The organism is Shimazuella sp. NTD248 (assembly GCF_059510395.1).
This window is the reverse complement of sequence record NZ_JCAJZT010000001.1, coordinates 584,791-606,673: the sequence shown is the minus strand read 5'-3', so window position 1 is coordinate 606,673 and position 21,883 is coordinate 584,791. Positions and strand designations below refer to the sequence as shown.

The window sequence follows — 21,883 nt, the reverse complement described above, 5'->3', positions numbered from 1 at the left end:
ATTTGTAAGAGTTCTGTCCATAGATGAATAATATACAAAACATGGATTGCATGATATTTGAAAAAGTAATTTAGAAGTAGAGAAGTGAATCAAAAGCAAATAGAAAACCTGTCAATAAATCTAAATTATAGTATAATGATTTTATAGAAAAATCAAAATTCATGTATTGCAAAGAAAAGGAGGGGTAATTTGTTTCTTTTATCCATCATGAGCTTTTTTATCTTTGCTATCAGTGGAGTTCAATTGATTTCAGGAGGCTATTTGTTAGTTGGTATTCCAGCGCTGGTAGTTTCTGGAGTGGTTCCAGTTCTATCTTCGTTTTTCAGTGGCCCAAGTTTAAATAGTTATGGTAGTGACGGCAGTTGGGATGATGACGGTGGTTGCTGTGATGCTCAGGGATGTGGATGTGGTCCATGCTGGTATGTGAAATAATTCATGTGAGGAGCCGATAAAGTAATTTAGAAGGCTTAAAACCAGTAACGTCACACGAAGTGCATTTTAATCAAATAATGATAATCACCGATTCTCCAATTAGAATCGGTTTTTTTATTAATAGGCACAAGAAGTCCCCGGCTTCTAGCCCTGACTTCACGAAGTAGACGAATCCTATACGAGTCAGACATGTCCGGTCTGCAAGAAGAAAATCTCTTCTCAAAACTATCGATGCAGGTGGAGTATAACGAACACTGAGATATCCATGGAGCAAGAAATATCTTTTCCAAAGCTCTATATGGTAAGATACTACATATAGTCACAATTACCAATTGAAAATATTTACAAATTGCTAAAGTAAGAAGTAGTAGGTGGGTTGTTCCGCCCCTTGCACCTTCTGATGTATGTTGCTTACTTAGGAACCCGAGAGGATTCCCGGTTCTCAGACCTGAATTTCCCAAGTGTAACCTTGGTGGATGCAGGAACTTCTTTGCTTTTTATGGTAAGAAATCCCCGCCTCTAAGTTTGAGCGAAGGTTCATTTATTAGTCGTTACATATTTTTATTTCAGGAGGAATCGTATGGACATGAAAGCATTGTTATTGCACGGATGGGAAATTGGTTACGACAAACAAGACTGGTATCCTCCGTTGGCGGATGCGCTCAAAGACATTACGGCGGAGCAAGCGAATTGGAAGCCTGAAGGCGCTCCGATCAATACGATCTGGGAGAACGTTCACCATTTGACGTTTTACAAGGAACGGTTCCTGAAGCGTCTAACGGGTGAAGAAACCGAGAATCCTTCAGGTTTGACAAACAACGACACATTTGCCGTCACTTCTGTAGAACCGTCCGCTTGGGAAGAATCTGTTAAGAAACTGGACGACGTACATCAATCGATTCGCAACATCATTGCTGGGTACAGCGATTACGATTTGGAGCGCGAGATTCCGGACCCTGTTGGCATGTGGTTATACAGCCTCATTCTTCACGATGCGTATCACACCGGGCAAATTATACAAATCTGCAAACTTCAAGGTTCTTGGCCGGCTAAGCGGTCATTCGGAGAATCCTGAAATAAATTCATGGCGATAAACAGATTCTGAGGCAATAAACCCAATAGAGGAAAAGTGAAGACCTGAGGGGATGTCTTGTATCTGGCTCCATATTTCGCTTTTGGTTGCCATACCCCAATCAAGCTAAAAAATAGAATAGTATTAGAAAAACGCTATTTTTTCTATAGGGATATAGGAAGAATAGCGTTTTGCAATGAATCTCCCAATTTTTCAATTGTGATGTGGACTCAAATAAAGAATGATAACAATCCCTTCAAGTCAAAGGATTTGCTGATATATAGTATATTGTCCAGTTCAATAGACGAATATAGAACCAGGAAAGAAAAACTTAGAAATTTGCTTCCATTTTCCTCCTTTCTTTATCCGAAATATTCGGTATAATGAAAATTGGAAAGTAATTGGAAAGAAGGAAAATTTGTGGTTAGAGAGAAGCGAATGCTAGAAAGTCGTTTGGAGAAATTCGCCAGAAAAGCAGCAGTAGAAAAGCTTGCCAAAATCAGGAGATATCGAATGATGCTATTTTCAGTGGGATTGAGTATGATCGTATTTGTAGCTTACTCAGTTATTTTTCCAGTCCCAGTCAAAGAAGGTACTATGCATGTGATAAATGACCATCAAGCCCTTCCTCTTCAATCTGAAAATGCAGATTTTACGATCATAAAAGAAAAAACAAATAAGCCAATACAAACAAGAGATAAAAAAACAATGCCCCCTACAGCGCATCAAAGCATGGACAAACAAGAAGAAGTTGCACCAGCATCTAGCCAAGTTGTAACAGAAAAAATAACTGTATTCCCAGTAAAACCGAAAGAAAATCGAGCAAAAAACATTCCGTCTCAAATCTATCCCGAGTGGCATGAAAATAAAACATATCAAGCAGGGGAGCGGGTGATGTATAAGGATAAAGAATATCAAGCCAATGAGACAAACAAGAACTCTCCGCCTGATGAAAATAATGTTTTGCTTGGGGGTTCATGGGATGAAGTGGGAGAATGAGATTAACTCCATTCTACCACTAATAAAATTTGATCCATAAAAATTCGCTTCGCCAACACTCCATTTTCGATTCCAATCCATTTATCATGGAAGGAAATTTCTGTAATATATCCACTGAATTGATGATCACCAAAAGGGGTTTGAAACAAAATGAGGAGTGGTTTTTCTTTTGTAAACGCAGTTTCTAATTTGTACATAAGGTCGTTTTCCATCGTGATATAAGGAACAGCTGGTAATGAAGTAGTTTGATTGGATTCTAATAAAAGACGATTCATGGCAAAACCTCCCGAACAAAAGTTCTGTTACTCTTATTATAACCAAATATTTGTTCGGGTCAAGAGGAACAAATCATATTTTCTTTTCTAGAATAATGGATAACCATTATTCTTTCGCATTCCTTCTGGTAATTTTTTCGGGAAAACGCTTGCAAAGCAGCACAAATTGTTTATAAACTTAAAAATAGAGGGGGGTTATAGGATGCAAGTATGTTTACCGATTGAGGTGCGATCCACAGAGATCGATGTGATGGGGCACGTGAATAATGCCAAGTATTTGGAGTATATGGAGTGGGGCAGAGAAGAGTGGTATAACCAAGCAAAACTGCCTTTTGATGAATTTACTCAGATGGGAATAGGCACGGTGACGGTTAGTATTCATATCCAATATCGGAAAGAAGCCACCCTTGGTGAAAAACTGATGATTAAAACAAGGCCGTTGCGCTGTGGAAATAGTAGTTTTGTCTTTTTCCAAGAGATTCATAATGAAAAAGGAGAAGTGGTCGCTGATGCAGAAGTCATCAGTGTAACGATCGATTTGAAAAATCGAAAGAGCAAACCACTTCCAGAATTGCTCAGGCGTTATTTTGATTGACGAAGGGAGCGAAGTTCTTCCAAAACGCCTTCGATTTCCATCAAGGTCAGTTTCCCTTGTTTCTTGCTTACATACTCATATAACTCAAAGATATCATCATAATTAGCTTCCGAATAATCTTCCGGCTGGATCAAGGCAGCATTTACCACATTTAATTGACTTTTGATCTCTAGGATCAGTGTTTCTAAGTTCTTATTGGTATTCAAAAGTTCTCATCCTTTTTGTTTGGGGAATTATTGCTATGTATGACCGTCAGTATATCATATTTTTGTACACCTTTAACGTCTTGAGAGACTATTATGAGTGTCACGATTTACTTGAAGATTTGTGGTTAGAAGAAGGACGAGAGCCTTTCTACCAAGGATTGCTTCAAGTAGCAGTTTCCTGTTACCACATGAAAAATGGGAATCGTGCAGGAGCGATCAAACTGATGCAGTCTGCTATTCCCAAGTTATCCTTATATCCAGCTAGCTGGCTTGGGATAAAAGTAGATAAAGTGATCACGGATGCAACTGTTTACTTAAATGAGTTGACAGCAGATCGCAAAAAGATACCCGAAGAGATATGGATTGAAATTTGGGACCCAAAATTGATTGAGTTAGTTGAACAAGTAAAGTTTCCATAGTGCTAGGCATTCCCGTAGTTTATGATACGGGCCAAATAATACAGTGGAGTGTACTGGTGCAGGGGAAACCTCAAGATTAGCTTGCTTCGCATAGATTAATGCTCGATACATATGGTAGTCATGTGTGACGAGGTAAAGCGAATGAATAGGAATACCGTTCAATAAAGCCTTTGTATTTTGTAAGTTTTCTTTTGTGTTACGGGATTTATCTTCTAAAATCATCTTATCAACAGGTACACGATGCTCGAGTAAATAGGTTCTCATCGCATTTGCCTCTGATTGCTGTTCATCATCACCTAATCCACCAGATAAGATAAAATAATCTATTTTCCCCATTCGATATAGTTTAAGAGCAGCATTTAATCTTTCTCTTAGTGCAGGAGAAGGTTTATTATGCCAAAGAGAGGCTCCCAGTACAATCGCAGCATCGCGTTTCTTGTTATCAGGGTATTGGTTGTCATAAAAGGATACTTTTATATATTGGTATATGATCGAGAGACACAAAAACAGGAGACAGCCCAATATAAACCATAAGCTTTTATTCATTTTGATGTTCATCCACCCCTTGAGGTACCATTGGGCAATTGGTTAGCTGAGAAGGATCAGGATGATCGATAATAAACTTTCCGTTTTCTCGGTTCATATCAATCGATATGCCGTGTAACCATTGTTCATCATCAGGATACCAGACAAAAGGGATATTTCGAACTTTGGTTTTTTGGTATTCAGGTTTTTGTTCGATCACTTCTAAACCAAACGATGGTGTATTGCATCCGGAAGTGAGCAGCACAATGCGGATGGCAAGGGGTATATCAATCGTTTCTTGAAATAATAATAGTCGTAGTTTTGTCGCAGCTAATTCTGTTAATTTAATTTCCATCATTATCACCACTGTTTATTTTAAACCTTAATATCACTATTGCATAGGATATGGTAAACTAAAAATTGTAATCATAGCTATAAACTTAAGTTCATTGAACTTAGATACATATGTAGGAGGGCAAACCAATGGCAATCGAACGCGAAGCAGCTATTACCTTTAAAGGCGCTGCGAAAACTTTAGTAGGACCAGAAATCAAAGTAGGAGATCAAGCTCCTTCCTTTACTGTGCTTGCAAATGATCTATCTCCTGTAACATTAGAGGATAGCAAAGGGCAAGTACGTATTATTAGTGTTGTTCCTTCATTGGACACAGGTGTATGTGATGCCCAAACTCGTCGTTTCAACGAAGAAGCTAGCAAATTAGACAATGTAAAAGTATTGACAGTCAGCGTGGATCTTCCATTTGCTCAAAAACGTTGGTGCGGAGCAGCTGGGATCGATCAAGTGCAAACCGTATCTGACCATCGTGATCTTTCTTTTGGGACAGCTTTTGGTGTTGTGATTAAAGACCTTCGTCTTCTCACTCGTGCTGTATTTGTAATCGATAAAAATGATAAAGTAGTGTATGTGGAATATTGCTCAGAAGCTACCAATCATCCAAACTATGAAGCACCAGTGGAAGCTGCAAAAAAAGCAAATCAAGCTTAATAATGGTAATAAAAAACGACTTCAATGATATTGTATGGGGTCGTTTTTTTTATCAATTTTTAGTTAGTTGAAATTATTTTCCATAAAATTATCAGAATAAACATAATAAAATTATTGATTGGTAAATGAAGGGCAAATATACAAAATTTACAAATATGTGTTTTTTAGTAATTTCACCTTTTATTTTCCATTCTATATGATAAGATATTTCCAGATAGAATTATTTACCATCTAGATATAATTTTTAAAAGAGTAAAAAAGTTGTTTTTTAATCGGCTCAACAATTAAACTAACAAGACTTCTAATAGAAAGGATGGGAGTTTTCTTTGTGGATTGAATGGTCTCATATTACAAAAAAGTATAATACAAATAACAATAGAAACAAAGCAGGAGAACAAAAAAGTACGATCGGTTTATTAGATTTTTCTGCGACAGTACGCGCAGGTGTTACAGTGATATTAGGACCAGAAGGCGCGGGAAAGTCAACTCTACTAAGACTTACAGCAGCTACGGTTTTACCAGATGATGGGAGAATCACTTATGGTTCAAAAGAAGGAGATCGTTTTATTTGGTCACGAGGTAGTGTCGTAGCCAGTGATTCTACTAGTTTAAGTGATTGGCGGGATAAGATAGCCTATCTGCCATCCGTACCAGCACTTCGTTATGACGAAACAGTAGAAGAAACCTTGCTCTATTTTGCACAGGTTCGTCGGGTGGCCTCTCCGAAAAAGTATACAGCAGAGTGCATTGCCAAGTGGGGCTTAGCAGGCTGGAGAAAAACAAGTGTTACCAAATTAATTGGGCCTGTTCTTAAGCGTTATTACTTGGCTGAATGCTTCGTTAAATCCCCTACGATCTTATTGTTAGATGAACCGACAAAAGGCTTGGACCCAATAGGTAAACATATCTTATGGCAAGAAATCACCAATCAACCAAAAGATCGGATCATTTTGATCAGCACGAGCAATTTAGCATTCGCCGAGTGTGCAGATGATTTGATTTTATTGGAAAAGGGTTCATGTCGGAGATTGGGGAGAAAGAAATATCTCACTGCAAGTGTTAAAAAGGGAACAGTCGAAGATTGGTACAGAGCCATGCAAACGTTTTCTGACTTGAAAATACAAGAACAGTGAAAGTAATCCTTGATGAGAAATAAAAATGCAGCGCCCCCCTCGGAAAGATATTACATTATCCGAGGGGGCATTTCATGCTGCCTTCAATCTATGTTTTCTTTTTGTCCGGCAGCATTTCGCTCAGGCGGCGAGAGTCAGACGTTTGAACTCTCCCTCGTTGATCTGAGCGAGGATGTTCTCGACCTCCTCGGGGTTCTCGATCTCCCTCCAGTTCTTGAGGAGGTAGTCGAGCTCCTGCTCGAAGGTGGCGGCGTAGTCGGTGACCACACCGTCGTACTTGGTGTGTTCGTCGTAGGTGTCCTTGACGAACCCTTCGAGGAGGACAAGCACCTCTTCGAAGGTGAACTGAAGGCGACGCCGGGAGTCCAGGCGGTGGTGCACCTGATAGAGAGACCCGTGCAGTACTTGCTCCAACACGTGGTTGCCGGAGGTGTCCTTCAGGTCGGCGATCAGATCGGACAGCGTATCCGGTGTGAGCTTCTTCGGGTTCTTTCCCTTCAGGAGTTCACGGACCTTCTTCTTGAAGTGGAAGAGGTCCCACTTCAAGAAGAGCAGCGCGGTTCCACGTCCCTCGGTCTTGCTGTCTTCCACTGCGACCATGTTGCCGTGGTCGGAGAGCTGGGCGCCTGTGTAGCACGTTTGGCCATTCAAACTGCGAGTGACCTCCCACCAAGATGTTGAGGGAGAGGTTGAGCCTCAAACTCCTCACGAATTACCCTTCTACCACCTAACACTATCATCCTACCTTGTGTAAGGTGTTGGTTAAGTGGATTTGGAATCATTATATCATATTCTGAATAATTGATAAATTATTTAAAATACAATGCATATACTTATAAATATATAGATGATGACAATAGTGATTAGAAAATTAATAGTGTGAAATTTTGGAATGTGGATGAGAGCTGTCCAATCTTGGGGGATAAACTTTGTAGAGGAGAGCGCCGAAGTTATCTAAGCAGATTTGTTCCTAGGTAATTGGTTTTATTGTTCTTGCATCAAATTTCCCCAAAAATTCGCGGCGGCCATGTTCCCATATGGCCGCCGATTATTACTTCTGTTTTTTTGTTATTTTGTCTAGGTTTCTCAGCAGGTAGGTTGTACTCATGAAGCTGAGACTTGTATACAGATCTCGTTCTTCATCCGTAAGTTCCTCTTCTCTCAACACTTTTTCTATACAGGATAGCAAAAGTGTTTGCATTTCTCCATATTCTTGAATTACGGATGAAGGGTCTGAGGGAAACCGTCGTTTCAGAGAATCCAACTTGACAAGGGTATTCACCATGTGGAAGTCTACATCCTCAATGGCAACATCCTCTTTTCCCTTCAATCGGAGCCAGTAGCTTATTTTCGCTCCAAACACCATATAGCGAATGGGGAAGAAATGCATGCCGTACATCATAAACCGCACTCCAGCCTGGTAGAGCAGAAAGAGTGTGATAAGAGTGAACATGCCAACGATGTTTGTGCCACAAAGGCAGCCGAAAAACGAGTTCTTCTCCAAACATATAACTCACACATACTGCAAAACGCCGTGTAGGTTGATCAGTTGCGTTCAAATCTTCGTCAGAATCCGACGGAACCAACTTAGACAAAAACGCAACAATAATGATAATCGTAAGCACCAAGACTACTACCGAAGCAGCAATGATTGGAGCTGTTGATGTTGTATCATAAGACCGCACCTCAGCTAGTTCGCCTGTTAGGAAATGGGTCATGATAGGGAAAAGAAGGCCGAATCCATTCGTTGTCCAAGCGAAAATCGCGATTAGTCCCCATGTCCCAATCAACGTGCTCCATGCTGGCTTTTGTTTTTTCTTTTTTGTCGTAGCCAGGGACATGATGGCATGGTGAATGGGAATGGGAGGTAGTCGAAGCATGGCACTCCTTTAGGGTAGATCTATTTTCCCTTATTATATCATTATTTATAAAAGACATAATAGTTGTGCAAAATACAAAAGGTTGTAAATGTATTTGATCGAAGGTGGGTTGTTTACTTCATAGCTATATAAAAGCAGCGTCCCCCTCGGATGAGTCTCATTCATCCGAGGGGGACTATGTTGCTGCTAGCAGCCCTTTTCTTTTTGTCTTTGGCTACGAAACAGCGAGGAGATGCTTCTGGTTCTTCTGAAGCCAGTTGAGGAGAGGAGTGATCTCCTCAACATCCGTGAACGTTCCGCTGTCGATGTTGGCGTAGAGCCGGGCGATTGCCTCATCGACAGTGGCGGTGTAGGTGGCGCCGGCCGTGTGTTCGTAGAACTTGGCCTTGCGTACGCCGTCGCAGAAAGCGGCGATCTCCTCTTGAGTGAAGAGGAGGAAGTAGTCCTCATCACCTTCGAGGTACATCTTGTATTCCGGCTTGCCCTTCCCGGACTGGATCTTCACCAGTACGAGCGTGTGAGACCGGAACACCTTGGCGGTTTCGGTCAGCTCCCCGTCCAGAACCTGCCCACAGATGTAGGACAGTTCGGACACGAGGATGGGAAGCTGGTTGCTGTCCTCGTCCTTGGAGTCGCGGATGATGACCAGGTCGGGTCCGATCTTGGCGACGTCGACGCAGGTGCTTCCGTCCATGCTGCCGTTCTTCCACCTGAGGGAGAGGATACCCCATCCGAGATTGAGTTGAAGTTTCAACTAATGACCCTTCCACCACTTAGTACAATCCTCCCTACCCTATGTAGGAAGTAGACTAAGCAGGTTCTTTGTCATTTTATCACAGTTTGATTATTCTGTTAATTTTTTTGTCCCAAACCACCTAGAAATTCGTGGCGACCATATTTGGATATGGTCGCCAATTTTTACTTTTGTTTTTTGTCTATGTTTCTCTGTGCAATTGTCGTACTAAAATAGATGAGACTTCCATACAAGTCTCGTTCCTCAGGTGAGAGATCCTTCTCTTCCAAGATTCTCTCTATACAAGAAAGCAAAAGGGTTTGCAGTTCTTGAAATTCTGGGATTACGGATGAAGGATCAGAGGAGAATCGTTGATGAAGCACTCTTAACCTTGATTGGATATGAACCATATGAGAATTTAGGTCCTCAAGCGCAACATCTTTTCTTCCCCTCAAAAAGAGCCAATACTTGATCTTGTGGAGATATATCACATAGCGAACGGGGAAGTAGTACATGCAGTACATGATAAACCGCGTTCCCGCTTGGTAAATCAGAAAGAGAGCGATGAGACTAAACATCGCTACAATATTCAGAGCATGCATGAGAGTCATTAGCTGGGCGATCAGCAAGCTCTTCCAGATCAGACGAGCCACACCGCACGAGCTTTTTGTCTGATCTTGTGAAACCAGCAAGATGGCAACTCCCATTGCCTTGATTTCAAAGTTGCCTGGAAGGAATATTTCCATCCCAATCAATACTGGATAAGAAAGAAATAGAAAAGCGCCATAAAGGAGCAAGGAGCGCTTCTCCAGCTTTCGTGTTCTTTCTTTTTCGTGGTCATACTGAAGTACATCCAGCAACAGGGAGTAGAAAGAGAGAAGAAGGACAGCTGCAATGAAATTGTCGCTCCAATCTTCCCTTTCCACTATATCCGACTGGAACGTGAGTAGTTGCCATGTTTCCCAAATGGAGTGATCACTCCACACCAAGAAACAAAACAATCCCCCGCTCAGCCACATCAAGTGGTACCAGTAAAGTACTCTAAATCCCCACAACGTAAGTGATGTATTAGCACGATAGGCAGAGAACATCACTGTATCGTAGATGAAATGTGTTAGGAGGGTTGCGAAGAACCCGTGGGACACATAGATCATGGTCTGGAAAAGACCGCCTACGAACTGAGGGAGAACTAGCAGCAACTTGGTGATCAGAGGCAGCTGGAGACTTTTTTCATCAAAAGTCTTCCAGTGGATGACAGCAAATATGCCGTTTCCTACTAGAACGAGTAGATAGAAAGCGAGATATCCATCTAGTCCTGGAATTTTTGTTAGGATACCCAAGAAGAAAAGCCGGAAAATGAGTTCCTCTCCAAACAAGTAACCCAAATTTTCACCCAATTGTCGTTTTCTAATACGGGTATTGTTTGGGTCCTCATCTGCATTGGAGGGATGCAATTTAGAAATTGCAAGAACAACAGCGATCACAGTAAGAACCATCATGACAACTGTTGTAGCGATAATCGTTGCTTCAGCGGCCATACGATAGGATCGAACGGTTGCCAGATCTCCTGTCAGGAAGTGAGTCGCGATATGCAGGAATGGCACAAATCCATCTGTTGCCCATCCGTAGCCTGCAAGAAGTACCCAAGTACCGATCATTGTCCTCCATGCTTGGCTCCGTGTTTTCTTTTCTGTGGCAGCCAATGACATGATGGCCAGATCGATGTGAACGGGAGGGAGTCGAAGCATTTTGTTCTCCTTGGATGAGGAAACCTACAACATCATTATATCAATCGTAGCTTATAGAATAAATGGTATGGCTAATCAATGTTCGCAATATTCATAATTATGATTACTGACAGCGTTTATATTTTTTAAACAACAGTTTTATACGGGAAAGGAATATAGAAACAATTTCGTTTATAATAATATTTAATGTCTTGAAAAAGGGGTTTATAACATCATGAAAAAACAATTGGATATGGAGAAATTGATCCAAGAGGTAATGGGGTTTCAGTCAAATAAAACCAATCTAAACATAGATCAGACTGCAATGGAGTTACTTGATGCGAGACAATATCAGATTGACCTTATACGAAAACATCTTCGTGGAGATTTGGCCAGAGAATTTGCCGAGCCAAAATTGCAAGAAATACAAGAAGAGACCCATCGATTAGAAGCAGAATTACAAGTAAAATCTTATTGGTGGTTAAATAAATCTTGAGTAGTAATGGGACTGTACGATCAGTCCCTTGATTTAGATGGGAGCTTGCAAGGATTTTTGTAAAGCTTTTAATTCTGTTTCCAGGCTGGGAAATTCTTTTAGTCGTGGAATCTGTTTCGTGGCAGGAGACTTTCCTCGGGAAACAGAGTGAGCCATTTCTTCATAAAAAATCAATATTGGAGCAAGTGCAGATTCTGGTAGAGTAAGAGTACTCTCTTTTTTTGTGTAGTTCTCCAATAAGTATTCGATTTGTTCCACAAAGATCACGATAGGCCAATAATACGCTAACGTTTTATGATTAACAGGGATCTCCCCAACAGCTGTATCGTATACGGTTTTTAGATTATGAATACTTGTTTGCAGTTCCTTGATTTCCCTGCTGCCAGCAAGTGAATCTATATTTTTATCAGAGAAGAGAGCATATAAAACTTGGGCTTGGCTGCGAAGCGTATTAGATAAGAAATACGGAAGTTTGTTAGAGGCAGAACGTCTCCCTATAAAAAATACTCCGATCAAGCCAAATAGAATCCCAATAAGAATATCAACTAATCGCGTTGATGCAAAATAACGGAAGTTTCCTTGACTCATACTTTCTGCTATAAGCAGTGCATTAGGTGTAAAAAAGACTACAGCAAGACCATAATTTTTTACAATCAATAACTCAGTCGCCATGGTTAGGAAGAAAATGAATAAACCAATGAAAACACCGTTGGGATGAATGGCAAAAAGGAGTCCTGCAATCAAAATTCCAAGAACCGTACCTAAGGCTCTTTGGACTGCACGATGATAAGTTGCAATAATGGTGAATCCTGACATAACAGCAACACAAGAAATAGGAATCCAAAATGGACGAGAGAAGCCAGATAAGTATGCGATCATCGCAGCAATAGTAGTGATAATACAGAACTTACTAGCAGTGGTAAAAACAATTGAGTTTTTATCAAAAGCTTCCGAGAAGATGGTTTTTAGTGGTGTTTTATGAATTTGAATATCTTCATTAATTTTAGAAATAGTTTCGTTCATGATAGCGTCTGCATCGGTAATTTGGGTGAAAAGTTCTTTCATAGAATCATTCATTTCTTTTGGCAGTTTTATGTTTTTAGGAATGGAATGCTGGTTTTTTTGATCGAGCGACTTAGCAATTTCCTTTAAAAAAACGCTGAACTCTATAGGCAATTTTTGTTTGGTTGTTGAAAAATTTTCAAGCACATACAAAAATATAGCCTTTGCATGCTGATTTAACACCATCAACCTGTTAAAATGGTCCGTCTGTTTCCATGGTATATATCCTGCTATTAGTGTTTCTTCAGCTTCTTTTAAGTTTGACATAACTTTGCGTCTTGTTTCATCAAATTCTTTTGTTCCCACAGTATGAAGTAGATTAGCTAATTGCAGATAAACTCTTTTTATCACTCCTGTTTCAGGACCATGAGGATCAAAAAACCATCCAATCATAGCAATTAACCAAGACAAGACTCCGCCTGAAAATATGAGGCCAGCTCGAAGCAGAGTTAGTTCGAGATGAATCGGCATGGCTGCTGTCATGGAAAAAACCAAAACAAAAAATAATGCAGACGGACCTTTTATTTTTAATGCTCCAAAAACGAATATCGTACAACTACTTATTACTCCTATAAGTAATGCAATTACAAGTGGATAAGGGGCAGCAAGAGACCCTAGTATTGAAACGAAGGTCATTCCGAGTAAGACATAAAATATTTTTTTTGCTCTTTGTGCATATGGGATATGAAATACATACAAATAGGTGAATCTGCCCATTCCAGCAATAAGCCCATATGTGAGATTTCCAAACAACAATCCGATAAATACGGGAAGAGAGGCAGCAAAACCTGCACCACATGCTTTTCCCCACGGAAAAGATTGCTTGTTAAGCGACAAAGATTGTTTCATTAATGAATTCGATCGGAATGTCTTTTTCATATCTATTCCTTTCTAGGAATGGTGGGAAGTATTGGTTCTATTATTCGATAATTTGCTCTGTACCATGTACAATCAAAAAAAGCGGCCAAATTTGGCCGCTTTTTTTTAAGACTTGAGTCGTAGTAAAAGATAAAACTGTGGATGGTATCGTCTATCTTTCCATTTCGATAAGCTAAGATCAAGATTAAACCGTAACACCTTGATCATCTAAAATTTGACGAAGAACGGTTTGAAGGATACCACCATTGCGGTAGTATTCTACATCTACCACACTATCCAGACGCACGATTGCTTGGAAGGAAGTAGTGGTGCCATCTTCTTTTACCGCTTTTACTGTCAGGATATCTCCTGGTTTTACTTGGTCATTTAAACCAGCGATATGGAACACTTCTTCACCAGTTAAACCAAGCGAGCTTGCAGATTCACCTTCTTTAAATTGAAGAGGCAAGACGCCCATTCCGACTAAGTTACTGCGGTGAATCCGTTCAAAGCTTTCTGCGATAACCGCTTTGACACCGAGCAAATTGGTACCTTTTGCTGCCCAGTCACGGGAGCTGCCAGTACCATATTCTTTTCCAGCCAGCACAACAAGTGGAGTGTCTTCTTTTTGATAGCGCATAGCAGCATCGTAGATAGAGAGCACTTCACCTGTTGGAAGGTGTTTGGTCACACCACCCTCTGAACCAGGAACCATTTTGTTGCGGATACGGATATTAGCAAAGGTACCTCTTGTCATGATACGGTCATTACCACGACGGGAACCATAAGAATTAAAGTCTTTTATAGCAACATGGTTATCTTGCAAGTGTCGTCCTGCTGGACTGGATGGCGCAATACTGCCTGCCGGTGAAATATGGTCCGTAGTTACTGAATCACCTAAGACGGCAAGTGCTCGTGCACCGCGGATTGCTTCGATATTTTCCAAATTGGAATCCAGATTGACAAAGAAAGGTGGCTCTTGAATATAGGTAGATTTTTCATCCCACTCATATAACATACCTTTTGGTGTTGGCAGCGCATTCCATTCTTCATTTGCATCAAATACTTTGCTGTATTGTGTACGGAATTGTTCGCTGTCGATCGCTTTCTCCATTACTTGGCTGATTTCAAATGAACTTGGCCAGATATCACGAAGATAAACTGGTTGTCCGTTTTGGTCCTTACCAATTGGGTCTGTTTCAAAATCAAAATTGACTGTTCCAGCAAGGGCATAGGCGACAACAAGTGGAGGAGAAGCCAAGTAGTTTGCTTTTACCAATGGGTGAATCCGACCTTCAAAGTTGCGGTTCCCACTGAGTACAGAAGCAACGGTCAGGTCATTATCGGTGATTGCTTTGTTCACATCATCAGCAAGTGGTCCACTGTTTCCAATACAAGTTGCACAGCCATAGCCTGCGACATTAAAGCCTAACTTTTCTAACGAAGGAAGCAAGTTTGCTTTTTCTAAGTATCTGGTTACGACTTGCGAACCTGGGGTGAGACTGCTTTTCACATAAGCTGGAACCTCTAACCCTTTTTCTACTGCTTTCTTGGCGATAAGCCCGGCACCAATCATGACAGAAGGGTTGGAAGTATTGGTGCAGCTAGTAATTGCAGCAATAGCAACAGCTCCGTGAGGCAGCTCATAGGTTTTTCCATCTCTTGTTATACTTCCAGCTGCGTCTAATTGGTCTTTTGTAAGACCAAAACCACGTTCATCGATTGGTTTTTCAAGTGTATTTTGCCACACTTTTTTCATATCGCTGAGGTTTACACGGTCCTGTGGACGCTTAGGACCTGCTAAACTTGGTTTTACATCATTTAAATCCAATTCTACCGTATCACGGAAGAATGGATCTGGTGTGTTATCGGTACGGAATAATCCTTGTTTGATGCAGTATTCACGGATCAAATCAATATGATTTTGATCTCGACCTGTTTGAGCTAGGTAGTGAAGCGCTTCTTCATCAACTGGGAAAAATCCAACAGTCGCTCCATACTCAGGGGCCATATTCGCAACAGTAGCACGGTCAGCTAGGCTGAGATTGCTAAGTCCAGCTCCATAAAACTCAACAAATTTCCCAACTACTCCTTTTTTACGGAGAAGTTCGGTGACAGTTAGTGCAAGGTCAGTAGCTGTCGCACCTTCTGGTAATTTTCCGGTAAGTTTAAATCCAACTACTTCTGGAGTTACAAAATATAATGGTTGACCGAGCATTCCTGCTTCTGCTTCGATACCACCGACACCCCATCCGACAACCCCAAGACCATTTACCATGGTAGTATGGGAATCCGTTCCGACAAGGGAGTCAGGATAGAGAATGGTTTCTCCAGCTTCTTCTTTTGATGTAACGACGCTTGCGAGAAATTCCAAGTTAACTTGGTGCACGATCCCAGTAGCTGGTGGAACTGCACGGAAGTTGGAGAATGCTTCTTTTGCCCAACGGAGCAAACGATAACGTTCTGCATTGCGCTCGAATTCCAATTTCATGTTAGTAGTGAGCGCAGTTGCTGTTCCTGCTTCGTCTACCATGACAGAGTGGTCAATGACTAGATCGACTGGAATGAGGGGATTGATTCGTTTTGGATCGCCACCAACACGTGCCATAGCAGAGCGAAGAGCTGCAAGATCTACAACAGCAGGAACTCCTGTAAAGTCTTGAAGTACAATACGTGCAGGTTTGAATGCGATTTCTTTATCGCTTTTGTTTTTTGTCCATTTCAAGAGTTGATCAATGTGCTCAGTTGTTACCGATTTTCCATCAAATCCGCGGACAGCCGCCTCTAGAATTACTTTGATGGAAAAGGGAAGTTTAGAAACATCACCTAATCCTTGTTTTTCTAATTGGTTGATATCATACATCACATAAGAACGATCTTTGATTTTCAAGGGAACTTTTACTTTGGATAAATCCATAGAAAAGGACCTCCTTTATTGGTTGTTTCATCAGGCGGAACTCGGTTTCTTTTTTCGTACTCATTATAACGTGATTTCGTAATTCTGTAAATCAACTTATAACTATTTTTCTTCAGGGAATCTTAAAAATACCTTACTTTTCATTTCATTTTTCCTTGTTGAGCTGTAATCGAAAAGAAAGGAAGTGGCGGTATGCATTTTCAGCTGCTGGAACGTTTTCTAACTTCACCAAGGAGTATAGGTAGTATTGTACCCAGTTCCAAGTTTTTGGTACATGCTTTGGTTAATCCAATTCCTTGGGACAAGATAAAAACAGTAGTAGAGCTTGGGGGTGGCACAGGTGTAGTCACCAAGGAAATTCAAAAGCGGATTGCACCAGATGCAAAAGCCATCATATTTGAAAACGATCCTATTTTTAGCAGACAACTCAGAGAGCGGTTTCCACATTTTCAGCATGCAGAAGATGCGGAGCAAATGCGATATGTGTTTCAGAAAAATGGAGTTCAAAAAGTGGATGCAATTATATCGTGCTTGCCATTTGCCAACTTTCCCAGCTACTTAACAACGAGAATCTTACAGGAATCAAGTCGTGCTCTGCATGACGATGGAGTTTTTGTTCAATTTCAATATTCCTTACAAATGCGCAAACACCTCTTGGCACATTTTTCTCAAGTAAGTGTTCGCTTTGTACCTATAAATATACCACCGAGTTTTGTTTATATTTGTAAGCCGAATGGAGGTAGATCCGATGGGAATGGAACAGTTGATGCAATGGATCAGTGAATATGGTTACTTTGCCTTATTTTTCTGTCTCTGGCTAGGGATTGTAGGGATGCCAATACCAGATGAAGTAATTGTAATGACAGGCGGTTTTGTTTCGTCTCTTGGAGTGTTGCAGTTAGTTCCTTCATTTATTGTAACTTATCTAGGAGTAGTATCAGGTCTATCGATCGGTTACACATTAGGAAGGCAATATGGAGTAGGTTTAACGAAGAAATTTCAAGAGAAAGAAAAGTGGCGTCCTTATCTATTAAAATCGGAGAAATTGGTGGACAAGTACGGCAAGTTTGCCCTTATTTTGAGTTATTTCTTGCCAGTTGTGCGCCATGTAATCCCATATGTAGTAGGCAGCCACAAAATGAAATTTAGACATTATGCTTTATACTCCTATTCCATTGGACTGATTTGGACAGCAGCATTCTTTTTAGTTGGATATCAATTTGGAGAAGCGATTCCAGCGATAGCTTCAGCAAGCCGTAACTGGGGATTTGTAGCCTTAGGAGTGATTTTTGTTAGTATCGTTATTTTTCAAGTAATCCGTGTTTATCGACAAAAAAAAGTTACGAAGTTGAGCAGTTAAATACCGATAATCATTCTTGTAGTGCATGAAACAAACGGTGGCAAAGGAAAAATAACATTTGAATTCATGTTTTCCTTGTGAGAGATCAGAAATAACAAAGGCTAACGTTATCAAAACGTTAGCCTTTCTATATGAATGTGCTTATTTTCGCTGGCGGTGCAACTACTATTGACAGATGCACCACCTTGGATCATTTGAGGAGTTCTTGGGTCGAGTTACCGCTGTTCCCGGAGGTCTTGCATCTCCCGGCGCTCACCATCGTGGTACTCCTGATTTACTTCTGCCCACATGTCCGCGACAGTGGGAAGGTCGTTGGTTGGGTCCACAGCGGACGGACGGTTCTCAGACTGGCTCATGATTTCCTCTTAAGATCACATGACCACAGAACTTCTGTGGATTATATAAATTTTATAGTAGATAAAATGCGAGCACAAGATTCATGTAAAGAATTGTTTTATGAAAGGCTGTAAGAGTGAGAAATAGTAGGATCAGAGGAGTATCATCTATTAATCTATAAAGACAAGCACCTCCATAAATGTGTTTTGTTATATAATAGACAAAAGACTTTGCGAGGGAGGTCTTAAGACATATTATGGATGAAAAGAAAAATACAGTACGGGCAGCAGAACGTGCTTTGGATATATTATTATGTTTTACCAACCAAGCAGAACTAGGATTAACCGATATAGCAAAAAAGACGGGTTTAAATAAGAGTACTGTTTTCCGACTCCTTGCGACTCTTGAGGGGAAAGGGTTTATCAAACGAGATTTGCGTTCGGATAAGTATCAACTTGGGATAAGAATATGGGAATTAGCAGGGCAAATTTATCAATCTAGTGACCCTGCGGTGTTATTTTTACCTGAAATGGAACAATTACGAGATACCTTAGATGAAACAGTAAGTCTTTACATAAGAGATGAGGCAGAGCGTATTCGTGTTCAAGCTGTTGAGTCCAATCAAGCGATAAGACGAGTAGCCCCAATCGGTGTACGTATGCCGATTCTTGTCGGTGCCTCTGGTAAAGTGTTTATGGCTTTTTTACAGCAGCATGATCGAAATCAGTTATTAACAGAATCCGGCATGTCTGAGGAAGAAAAACGAGAATATGAAAAACAGTTGCAAGAAATAAGACAACATGGCTATGCATTGAGTGTAGAGGAGCGAGAAACAGGTACAGCAGCAATATCGGTACCTGTTTTCCATCGAGACGGACATTTGCTAGCTGCGCTTGCAGTTTCTGGTCCAGTATCGAGAATGAGTATCGATCAGATGTCTGCCTTTGCTAGTAGTTTGAAACGTGCAGCAGAACATTGCAGGCAGATCGCCAAATAATTTCGGGAGGAAATGGGAAATGGGAGAACGAAAAGTCCCGTTATATCAATTTTTCCCTGCCCATACAGAGCCAGAAAAAATGGTTCGCTGGTTACAGCAACAGCTAGGCACAGGACTTCAAGTGGTTGACTTTATGGAAGTTGGAGTTCATCGTTCTAGTGGGTGGTTGTTTCATCTTGATGAAAATTGGATAGCGGGTGTGGAACAGCAGGTCACCTATATACCTGTTGGACAAGAGGAGAAAATGACACAGAAATTAGAGGGTAACTATTTAGATCGAATATTGGATGTAAAGACCGGCTATCTACTGATTTGGAGCGAGCAAAGTGCTTCAATGGTTGGTACAGAGGAGGGTTTTTTTGAGGTTTTGTTCGGTCGATGGATACCCAACTTGTGGCCAGTGTGGTTTCTAGCAACGATCGCATCGATTTACTTCTGGTTAAAAGGATAAAAACTAGGGCAAATGCCCTAGTTTTTAGGTTGTAGGAGTAGTAGATTGTGTTTGGTTTTGAGCAGGAGCCTGTGTAGCACCCTGCACGACTTCGCTAGGTATAACAATCGGAGAAGTATACGTACTTAAGTCCAATTCAACTGAGCGCAAACTACCAGCTTTTGATTCATAGTTAAAGGTGTATTTTTTGGGTTCGAATGTGTTGGCGTCTATGGTAAGTTCTGTTTTACGTTTGATGGTTTCAGCCTTGGATTGTGCATACTCAGCATCGGTCATTTGTGGATCTTTAAAAATTAAATAATCGATAGAAACTACATATTCATCTCCATTTTTTGTTACGGTGATTCCAGGGAGTGCATCTTTTGTTGCGAGATTTTCGATAAGAAAGTCTATGTTATTGGTAAATAAAACACTAACTAGAACTTTTCCATCTGAATTAGCCTGTTTGAGCCATTGTCCATCTTTTTTCATGTAAACATTCTGTTTATCATAATAGTATTCTACATTTCGAGAGTTGGTGAAATGAGCAACTTCAGGATTGAGTTGTTCTACTCCTGTTTCTGTATTGTTGTAATTCGATCCACTCGTTCCTTTTTCTAAAGTAGTACGAGTAAACTTATAAGCTTTGATAGTTGGTAAAACTTTTTGGGTTTCTTTCAACACTTGAAGTGGAGTTTTCTTTTCCTCGACAACTACAGGTTTATCAGTCTTTTTTGTGTCATCGTTTGTTTTCTTGTTGGAGGTACAACCAGTAGCAAGTAAAAATATTAGTGCTAAAAAAGAAGCGATAAATCCAAGTTTTTTCATCATATCACCATGTCCTTAGTAATAAATATCCAATAACATTATTTTATTATAAAATGAATCGAAAATAAAATAATTTTTTATTATTTTAATATAAATCACTAAATTGTAATTAAATGCAAATAAAGAAAACTCCACTTTTTTAGCGGAGTTTTCAGGTGTAATTATTTAAATTCACTTTTAACCGTATTTTTACCATTAAAATATTCATCAGTGGAATAATACTGATCACTTGTTGAGGTAATCAGCCATTTTTTTGTTTTTTCGTTATAAGAAAGGACAATTTCATAGTACTCTATTTTGTCTTCAAGCGGCTCGTTTCCAGATTCAATGGAATAATATTTTCGGTATTTGGCGTGTACTTCGACAGGTACAGCTGCTTGATATACTTTCGTTTCATCATCTTGTGACAAGGTGATATGATCAAAGTCGATTCGAGTTCCAAGAGCATTTCCTTTCCAAGTATAATTCCACTGAACGTCATTGTTGATGTTTTCGATATATGCAGCTTTTAAGCTGTCGCCAACCGTAGTCAATATATTTGCATTATGTTTCACTTTGGCCTCAATGTCTTGTTTGGAAAAAAGATTGATGAGATCAATAATCGGTTTGCGAGTTGCTTCTGTTGCAAATGGAACTGGAGAAATATCTGCACTGCTTGTATCATCCTCTACTAGAATATCAGGACTTTTTTCAAGACCCCAAGGAAGTTGCAGTTCTCCATGGACACGAATTGTGCCATTAAAAGAAATCGGACCAATTTCAGGCATGTCTTTCACTGTCTTGCTGATTGCTTTTCCGTTTACGAAAATATTGGTATTTTCGAAGTTACTTTCTAATTTGAGATTGCCGCCATTTAATTCAAGGTCGGACACGGAAGTTGCAGTTTTTTCGTCAAATGCACTGACAGTATCATCTTGGCTGAGCAGAGCATAGGGATATTTCTTTTCTGCATACGTAATATAATTTCCAGGCATAAGAGGTCCCATGGTATAAGTCTTTTCTTTATCTGTTGTTTTAAAGACCTGCTTGTTATCTACTTTAATGGTTGCGCCAGGTTCATTGGTAGAAATCTCAAGAAAATAAGGACGGATTTGAATCGAATACAGACTGTAGAATAGAGGGATTTTGGTGCGTTTGAGATAATAGTCATGGTCTGCCCCGATGTTTGTGATACCATTTTCCTCATCATTAATCTGGGTCATCATACTGGATATAAGCTCAGGTAAATAATCTTGATTTTCTTTGTTGTATGTGATGAGATCTTTGATATGTTTTTCATCGATGTCCAGTTTGCTGTCTGGTGAATGAAGCAAACTTGATAGTGTCTTTACATCTCCATCTCGTACTGCTTGTTCAAAGCTGGCAACTTTGTCTCTGGGGTCCATCAAATATGCCCCTGCAATATACGCACAGATGATAATACAAATAACTCCAAGAAGGATGAAGCTTAATTTTTTATTCCTTTGGAAAAAAGGCACTACTTTACTTGTAGCTTGCTTCATCGTATTTTGAAAATCGGTCAGCTGTTGTTTTGGTTCCAATGAAAATTCCTCCATTGCGTATCAGACTATTACGTATTTTAACAGATTTAAATAAAG

Annotated in this window: 25 protein-coding genes and 1 pseudogene; 14 read left to right on the top strand and 12 right to left on the bottom strand. The window is 40.2% G+C overall.

What is annotated here, in order from left to right; translation table 11 throughout:
* The first annotated feature begins 189 nt into the window (after window positions 1-189).
* The 4 genes and pseudogenes from AC5WOE_RS03305 to AC5WOE_RS03290 all read left to right on the top strand — a co-directional run bounded on the left by AC5WOE_RS03305 (window position 190) and on the right by AC5WOE_RS03290 (window position 2,503).
* Complete coding sequence (locus AC5WOE_RS03305; protein WP_496048576.1) at window positions 190-432, top strand: hypothetical protein; 243 nt, start codon at window positions 190-192, stop codon at window positions 430-432.
* 190 nt (window positions 433-622) lie between these two features.
* A pseudogene (locus tag AC5WOE_RS03300) lies at window positions 623-751 on the top strand (hypothetical protein); the annotation flags it as partial.
* Window positions 752-1,012: 261 nt separating this feature from the next.
* On the top strand, window positions 1,013-1,507 hold the full coding sequence (locus tag AC5WOE_RS03295; RefSeq protein ID WP_496048575.1) for a DinB family protein: 495 nt from the start codon (window positions 1,013-1,015) through the stop codon (window positions 1,505-1,507).
* Between the two features lie 417 nt (window positions 1,508-1,924).
* The gene (locus tag AC5WOE_RS03290; protein WP_496051898.1) at window positions 1,925-2,503 is read left to right on the top strand and encodes a carbohydrate-binding protein; all 579 of its coding nucleotides are present in this window, start codon (window positions 1,925-1,927) and stop codon (window positions 2,501-2,503) included.
* 2 nt (window positions 2,504-2,505) lie between these two features.
* Here the strand turns inward: AC5WOE_RS03290 and AC5WOE_RS03285 are convergent, their stop codons facing one another.
* On the bottom strand, window positions 2,506-2,778 hold the full coding sequence (locus tag AC5WOE_RS03285) for a hypothetical protein (protein ID WP_496048573.1): 273 nt from the start codon (window positions 2,776-2,778) through the stop codon (window positions 2,506-2,508).
* A gap of 202 nt (window positions 2,779-2,980) precedes the next feature.
* On the opposite strand from AC5WOE_RS03285, the gene AC5WOE_RS03280 reads away from it, so the two are divergent.
* On the top strand, window positions 2,981-3,373 hold the full coding sequence (locus tag AC5WOE_RS03280) for an acyl-CoA thioesterase (protein ID WP_496048572.1): 393 nt from the start codon (window positions 2,981-2,983) through the stop codon (window positions 3,371-3,373).
* Here the strand turns inward: AC5WOE_RS03280 and AC5WOE_RS03275 are convergent.
* Window positions 3,361-3,579, bottom strand: coding sequence for a DUF1128 family protein (locus tag AC5WOE_RS03275; RefSeq protein WP_496048571.1), 219 nt, complete (start codon window positions 3,577-3,579; stop codon window positions 3,361-3,363). The two genes, AC5WOE_RS03280 and AC5WOE_RS03275, sit on opposite strands and share 13 nt — an antisense overlap.
* Window positions 3,580-3,614: 35 nt before the next feature.
* Here AC5WOE_RS03275 and AC5WOE_RS03270 point away from each other — a divergent pair, with 35 nt between their 5' ends.
* On the top strand, window positions 3,615-3,998 hold the full coding sequence (locus AC5WOE_RS03270) for a DUF309 domain-containing protein (protein WP_496048570.1): 384 nt from the start codon (window positions 3,615-3,617) through the stop codon (window positions 3,996-3,998).
* Here AC5WOE_RS03270 and AC5WOE_RS03265 read toward each other — a convergent pair.
* Window positions 3,972-4,544, bottom strand: a complete 573-nt coding sequence (locus AC5WOE_RS03265; protein ID WP_496051897.1) for a YdcF family protein — start codon at window positions 4,542-4,544, stop codon at window positions 3,972-3,974. The genes AC5WOE_RS03270 and AC5WOE_RS03265 overlap by 27 nt on opposite strands.
* On the bottom strand, window positions 4,537-4,878 hold the full coding sequence (locus tag AC5WOE_RS03260) for an iron-sulfur cluster biosynthesis family protein (RefSeq protein ID WP_496048568.1): 342 nt from the start codon (window positions 4,876-4,878) through the stop codon (window positions 4,537-4,539). Before AC5WOE_RS03260 ends, AC5WOE_RS03265 begins: the two co-directional genes overlap by 8 nt.
* 128 nt (window positions 4,879-5,006) lie before the next feature.
* On the opposite strand from AC5WOE_RS03260, the gene tpx reads away from it, so the two are divergent.
* A complete protein-coding gene (gene tpx, locus AC5WOE_RS03255; RefSeq protein WP_496048567.1) occupies window positions 5,007-5,528 on the top strand; it encodes a thiol peroxidase in 522 nt (173 codons plus the stop codon).
* A gap of 326 nt (window positions 5,529-5,854) precedes the next feature.
* Window positions 5,855-6,661 (top strand): ATP-binding cassette domain-containing protein, encoded by an 807-nt coding sequence (locus AC5WOE_RS03250; protein WP_496048566.1) that lies wholly within the window; start codon window positions 5,855-5,857, stop codon window positions 6,659-6,661.
* A gap of 120 nt (window positions 6,662-6,781) precedes the next feature.
* Here AC5WOE_RS03250 and AC5WOE_RS03245 read toward each other — a convergent pair whose 3' ends face one another.
* From AC5WOE_RS03245 to AC5WOE_RS03230, 4 genes are all read right to left on the bottom strand, one after another.
* Window positions 6,782-7,312, bottom strand: a complete 531-nt coding sequence (locus AC5WOE_RS03245; protein WP_496051896.1) for a hypothetical protein — start codon at window positions 7,310-7,312, stop codon at window positions 6,782-6,784.
* A 650-nt stretch (window positions 7,313-7,962) separates the two neighbouring features.
* Window positions 7,963-8,541: a hypothetical protein gene (locus AC5WOE_RS03240; RefSeq protein WP_496051895.1), complete on the bottom strand. Its 579-nt coding sequence runs from the start codon at window positions 8,539-8,541 to the stop codon at window positions 7,963-7,965.
* A gap of 214 nt (window positions 8,542-8,755) precedes the next feature.
* On the bottom strand, window positions 8,756-9,295 hold the full coding sequence (locus AC5WOE_RS03235) for a hypothetical protein (protein WP_496051894.1): 540 nt from the start codon (window positions 9,293-9,295) through the stop codon (window positions 8,756-8,758).
* A 164-nt stretch (window positions 9,296-9,459) separates the two neighbouring features.
* Window positions 9,460-11,022 (bottom strand): hypothetical protein, encoded by a 1,563-nt coding sequence (locus AC5WOE_RS03230; protein WP_496051893.1) that lies wholly within the window; start codon window positions 11,020-11,022, stop codon window positions 9,460-9,462.
* Window positions 11,023-11,236: 214 nt separating this feature from the next.
* Between AC5WOE_RS03230 and AC5WOE_RS03225 the strand changes: the two genes are divergently transcribed.
* Complete coding sequence (locus AC5WOE_RS03225) at window positions 11,237-11,497, top strand: hypothetical protein (RefSeq protein ID WP_496048544.1); 261 nt, start codon at window positions 11,237-11,239, stop codon at window positions 11,495-11,497.
* Between the two features lie 33 nt (window positions 11,498-11,530).
* Here AC5WOE_RS03225 and AC5WOE_RS03220 read toward each other — a convergent pair whose 3' ends face one another.
* Both AC5WOE_RS03220 and acnA read right to left on the bottom strand, forming a co-directional pair.
* Complete coding sequence (locus tag AC5WOE_RS03220) at window positions 11,531-13,438, bottom strand: FUSC family protein (protein ID WP_496051892.1); 1,908 nt, start codon at window positions 13,436-13,438, stop codon at window positions 11,531-11,533.
* A 184-nt stretch (window positions 13,439-13,622) separates the two neighbouring features.
* The gene (gene acnA, locus AC5WOE_RS03215; RefSeq protein WP_496048542.1) at window positions 13,623-16,334 is read right to left on the bottom strand and encodes an aconitate hydratase AcnA; all 2,712 of its coding nucleotides are present in this window, start codon (window positions 16,332-16,334) and stop codon (window positions 13,623-13,625) included.
* A gap of 192 nt (window positions 16,335-16,526) precedes the next feature.
* On the opposite strand from acnA, the gene AC5WOE_RS03210 reads away from it, so the two are divergent.
* The 5 genes from AC5WOE_RS03210 (at window position 16,527) to AC5WOE_RS03190 (ending at window position 19,478) form a co-directional block, all read left to right on the top strand.
* On the top strand, window positions 16,527-17,117 hold the full coding sequence (locus AC5WOE_RS03210) for a class I SAM-dependent methyltransferase (RefSeq protein ID WP_496048541.1): 591 nt from the start codon (window positions 16,527-16,529) through the stop codon (window positions 17,115-17,117).
* Entirely contained in the window at window positions 17,083-17,694 is a 612-nt protein-coding gene (locus tag AC5WOE_RS03205; protein WP_496051891.1) for a DedA family protein, read from the top strand. The genes AC5WOE_RS03210 and AC5WOE_RS03205 overlap by 35 nt, the downstream gene beginning before the upstream one ends.
* A 205-nt stretch (window positions 17,695-17,899) precedes the next feature.
* A complete protein-coding gene (locus AC5WOE_RS03200) occupies window positions 17,900-18,052 on the top strand; it encodes a hypothetical protein (protein WP_496048540.1) in 153 nt (50 codons plus the stop codon).
* 234 nt (window positions 18,053-18,286) lie between these two features.
* The gene (locus AC5WOE_RS03195) at window positions 18,287-19,027 is read left to right on the top strand and encodes an IclR family transcriptional regulator (protein ID WP_496048539.1); all 741 of its coding nucleotides are present in this window, start codon (window positions 18,287-18,289) and stop codon (window positions 19,025-19,027) included.
* Between the two features lie 19 nt (window positions 19,028-19,046).
* The gene (locus AC5WOE_RS03190; protein ID WP_496048538.1) at window positions 19,047-19,478 is read left to right on the top strand and encodes a hypothetical protein; all 432 of its coding nucleotides are present in this window, start codon (window positions 19,047-19,049) and stop codon (window positions 19,476-19,478) included.
* A gap of 24 nt (window positions 19,479-19,502) precedes the next feature.
* On the opposite strand, the gene AC5WOE_RS03185 is transcribed toward AC5WOE_RS03190, so the two are convergent.
* A complete protein-coding gene (locus AC5WOE_RS03185) occupies window positions 19,503-20,288 on the bottom strand; it encodes a hypothetical protein (RefSeq protein ID WP_496048537.1) in 786 nt (261 codons plus the stop codon).
* Window positions 20,289-20,446: 158 nt separating this feature from the next.
* The gene (locus AC5WOE_RS03180) at window positions 20,447-21,826 is read right to left on the bottom strand and encodes a TcaA 3rd/4th domain-containing protein (protein WP_496051890.1); all 1,380 of its coding nucleotides are present in this window, start codon (window positions 21,824-21,826) and stop codon (window positions 20,447-20,449) included.
* Window positions 21,827-21,883 lie beyond the last annotated feature (57 nt).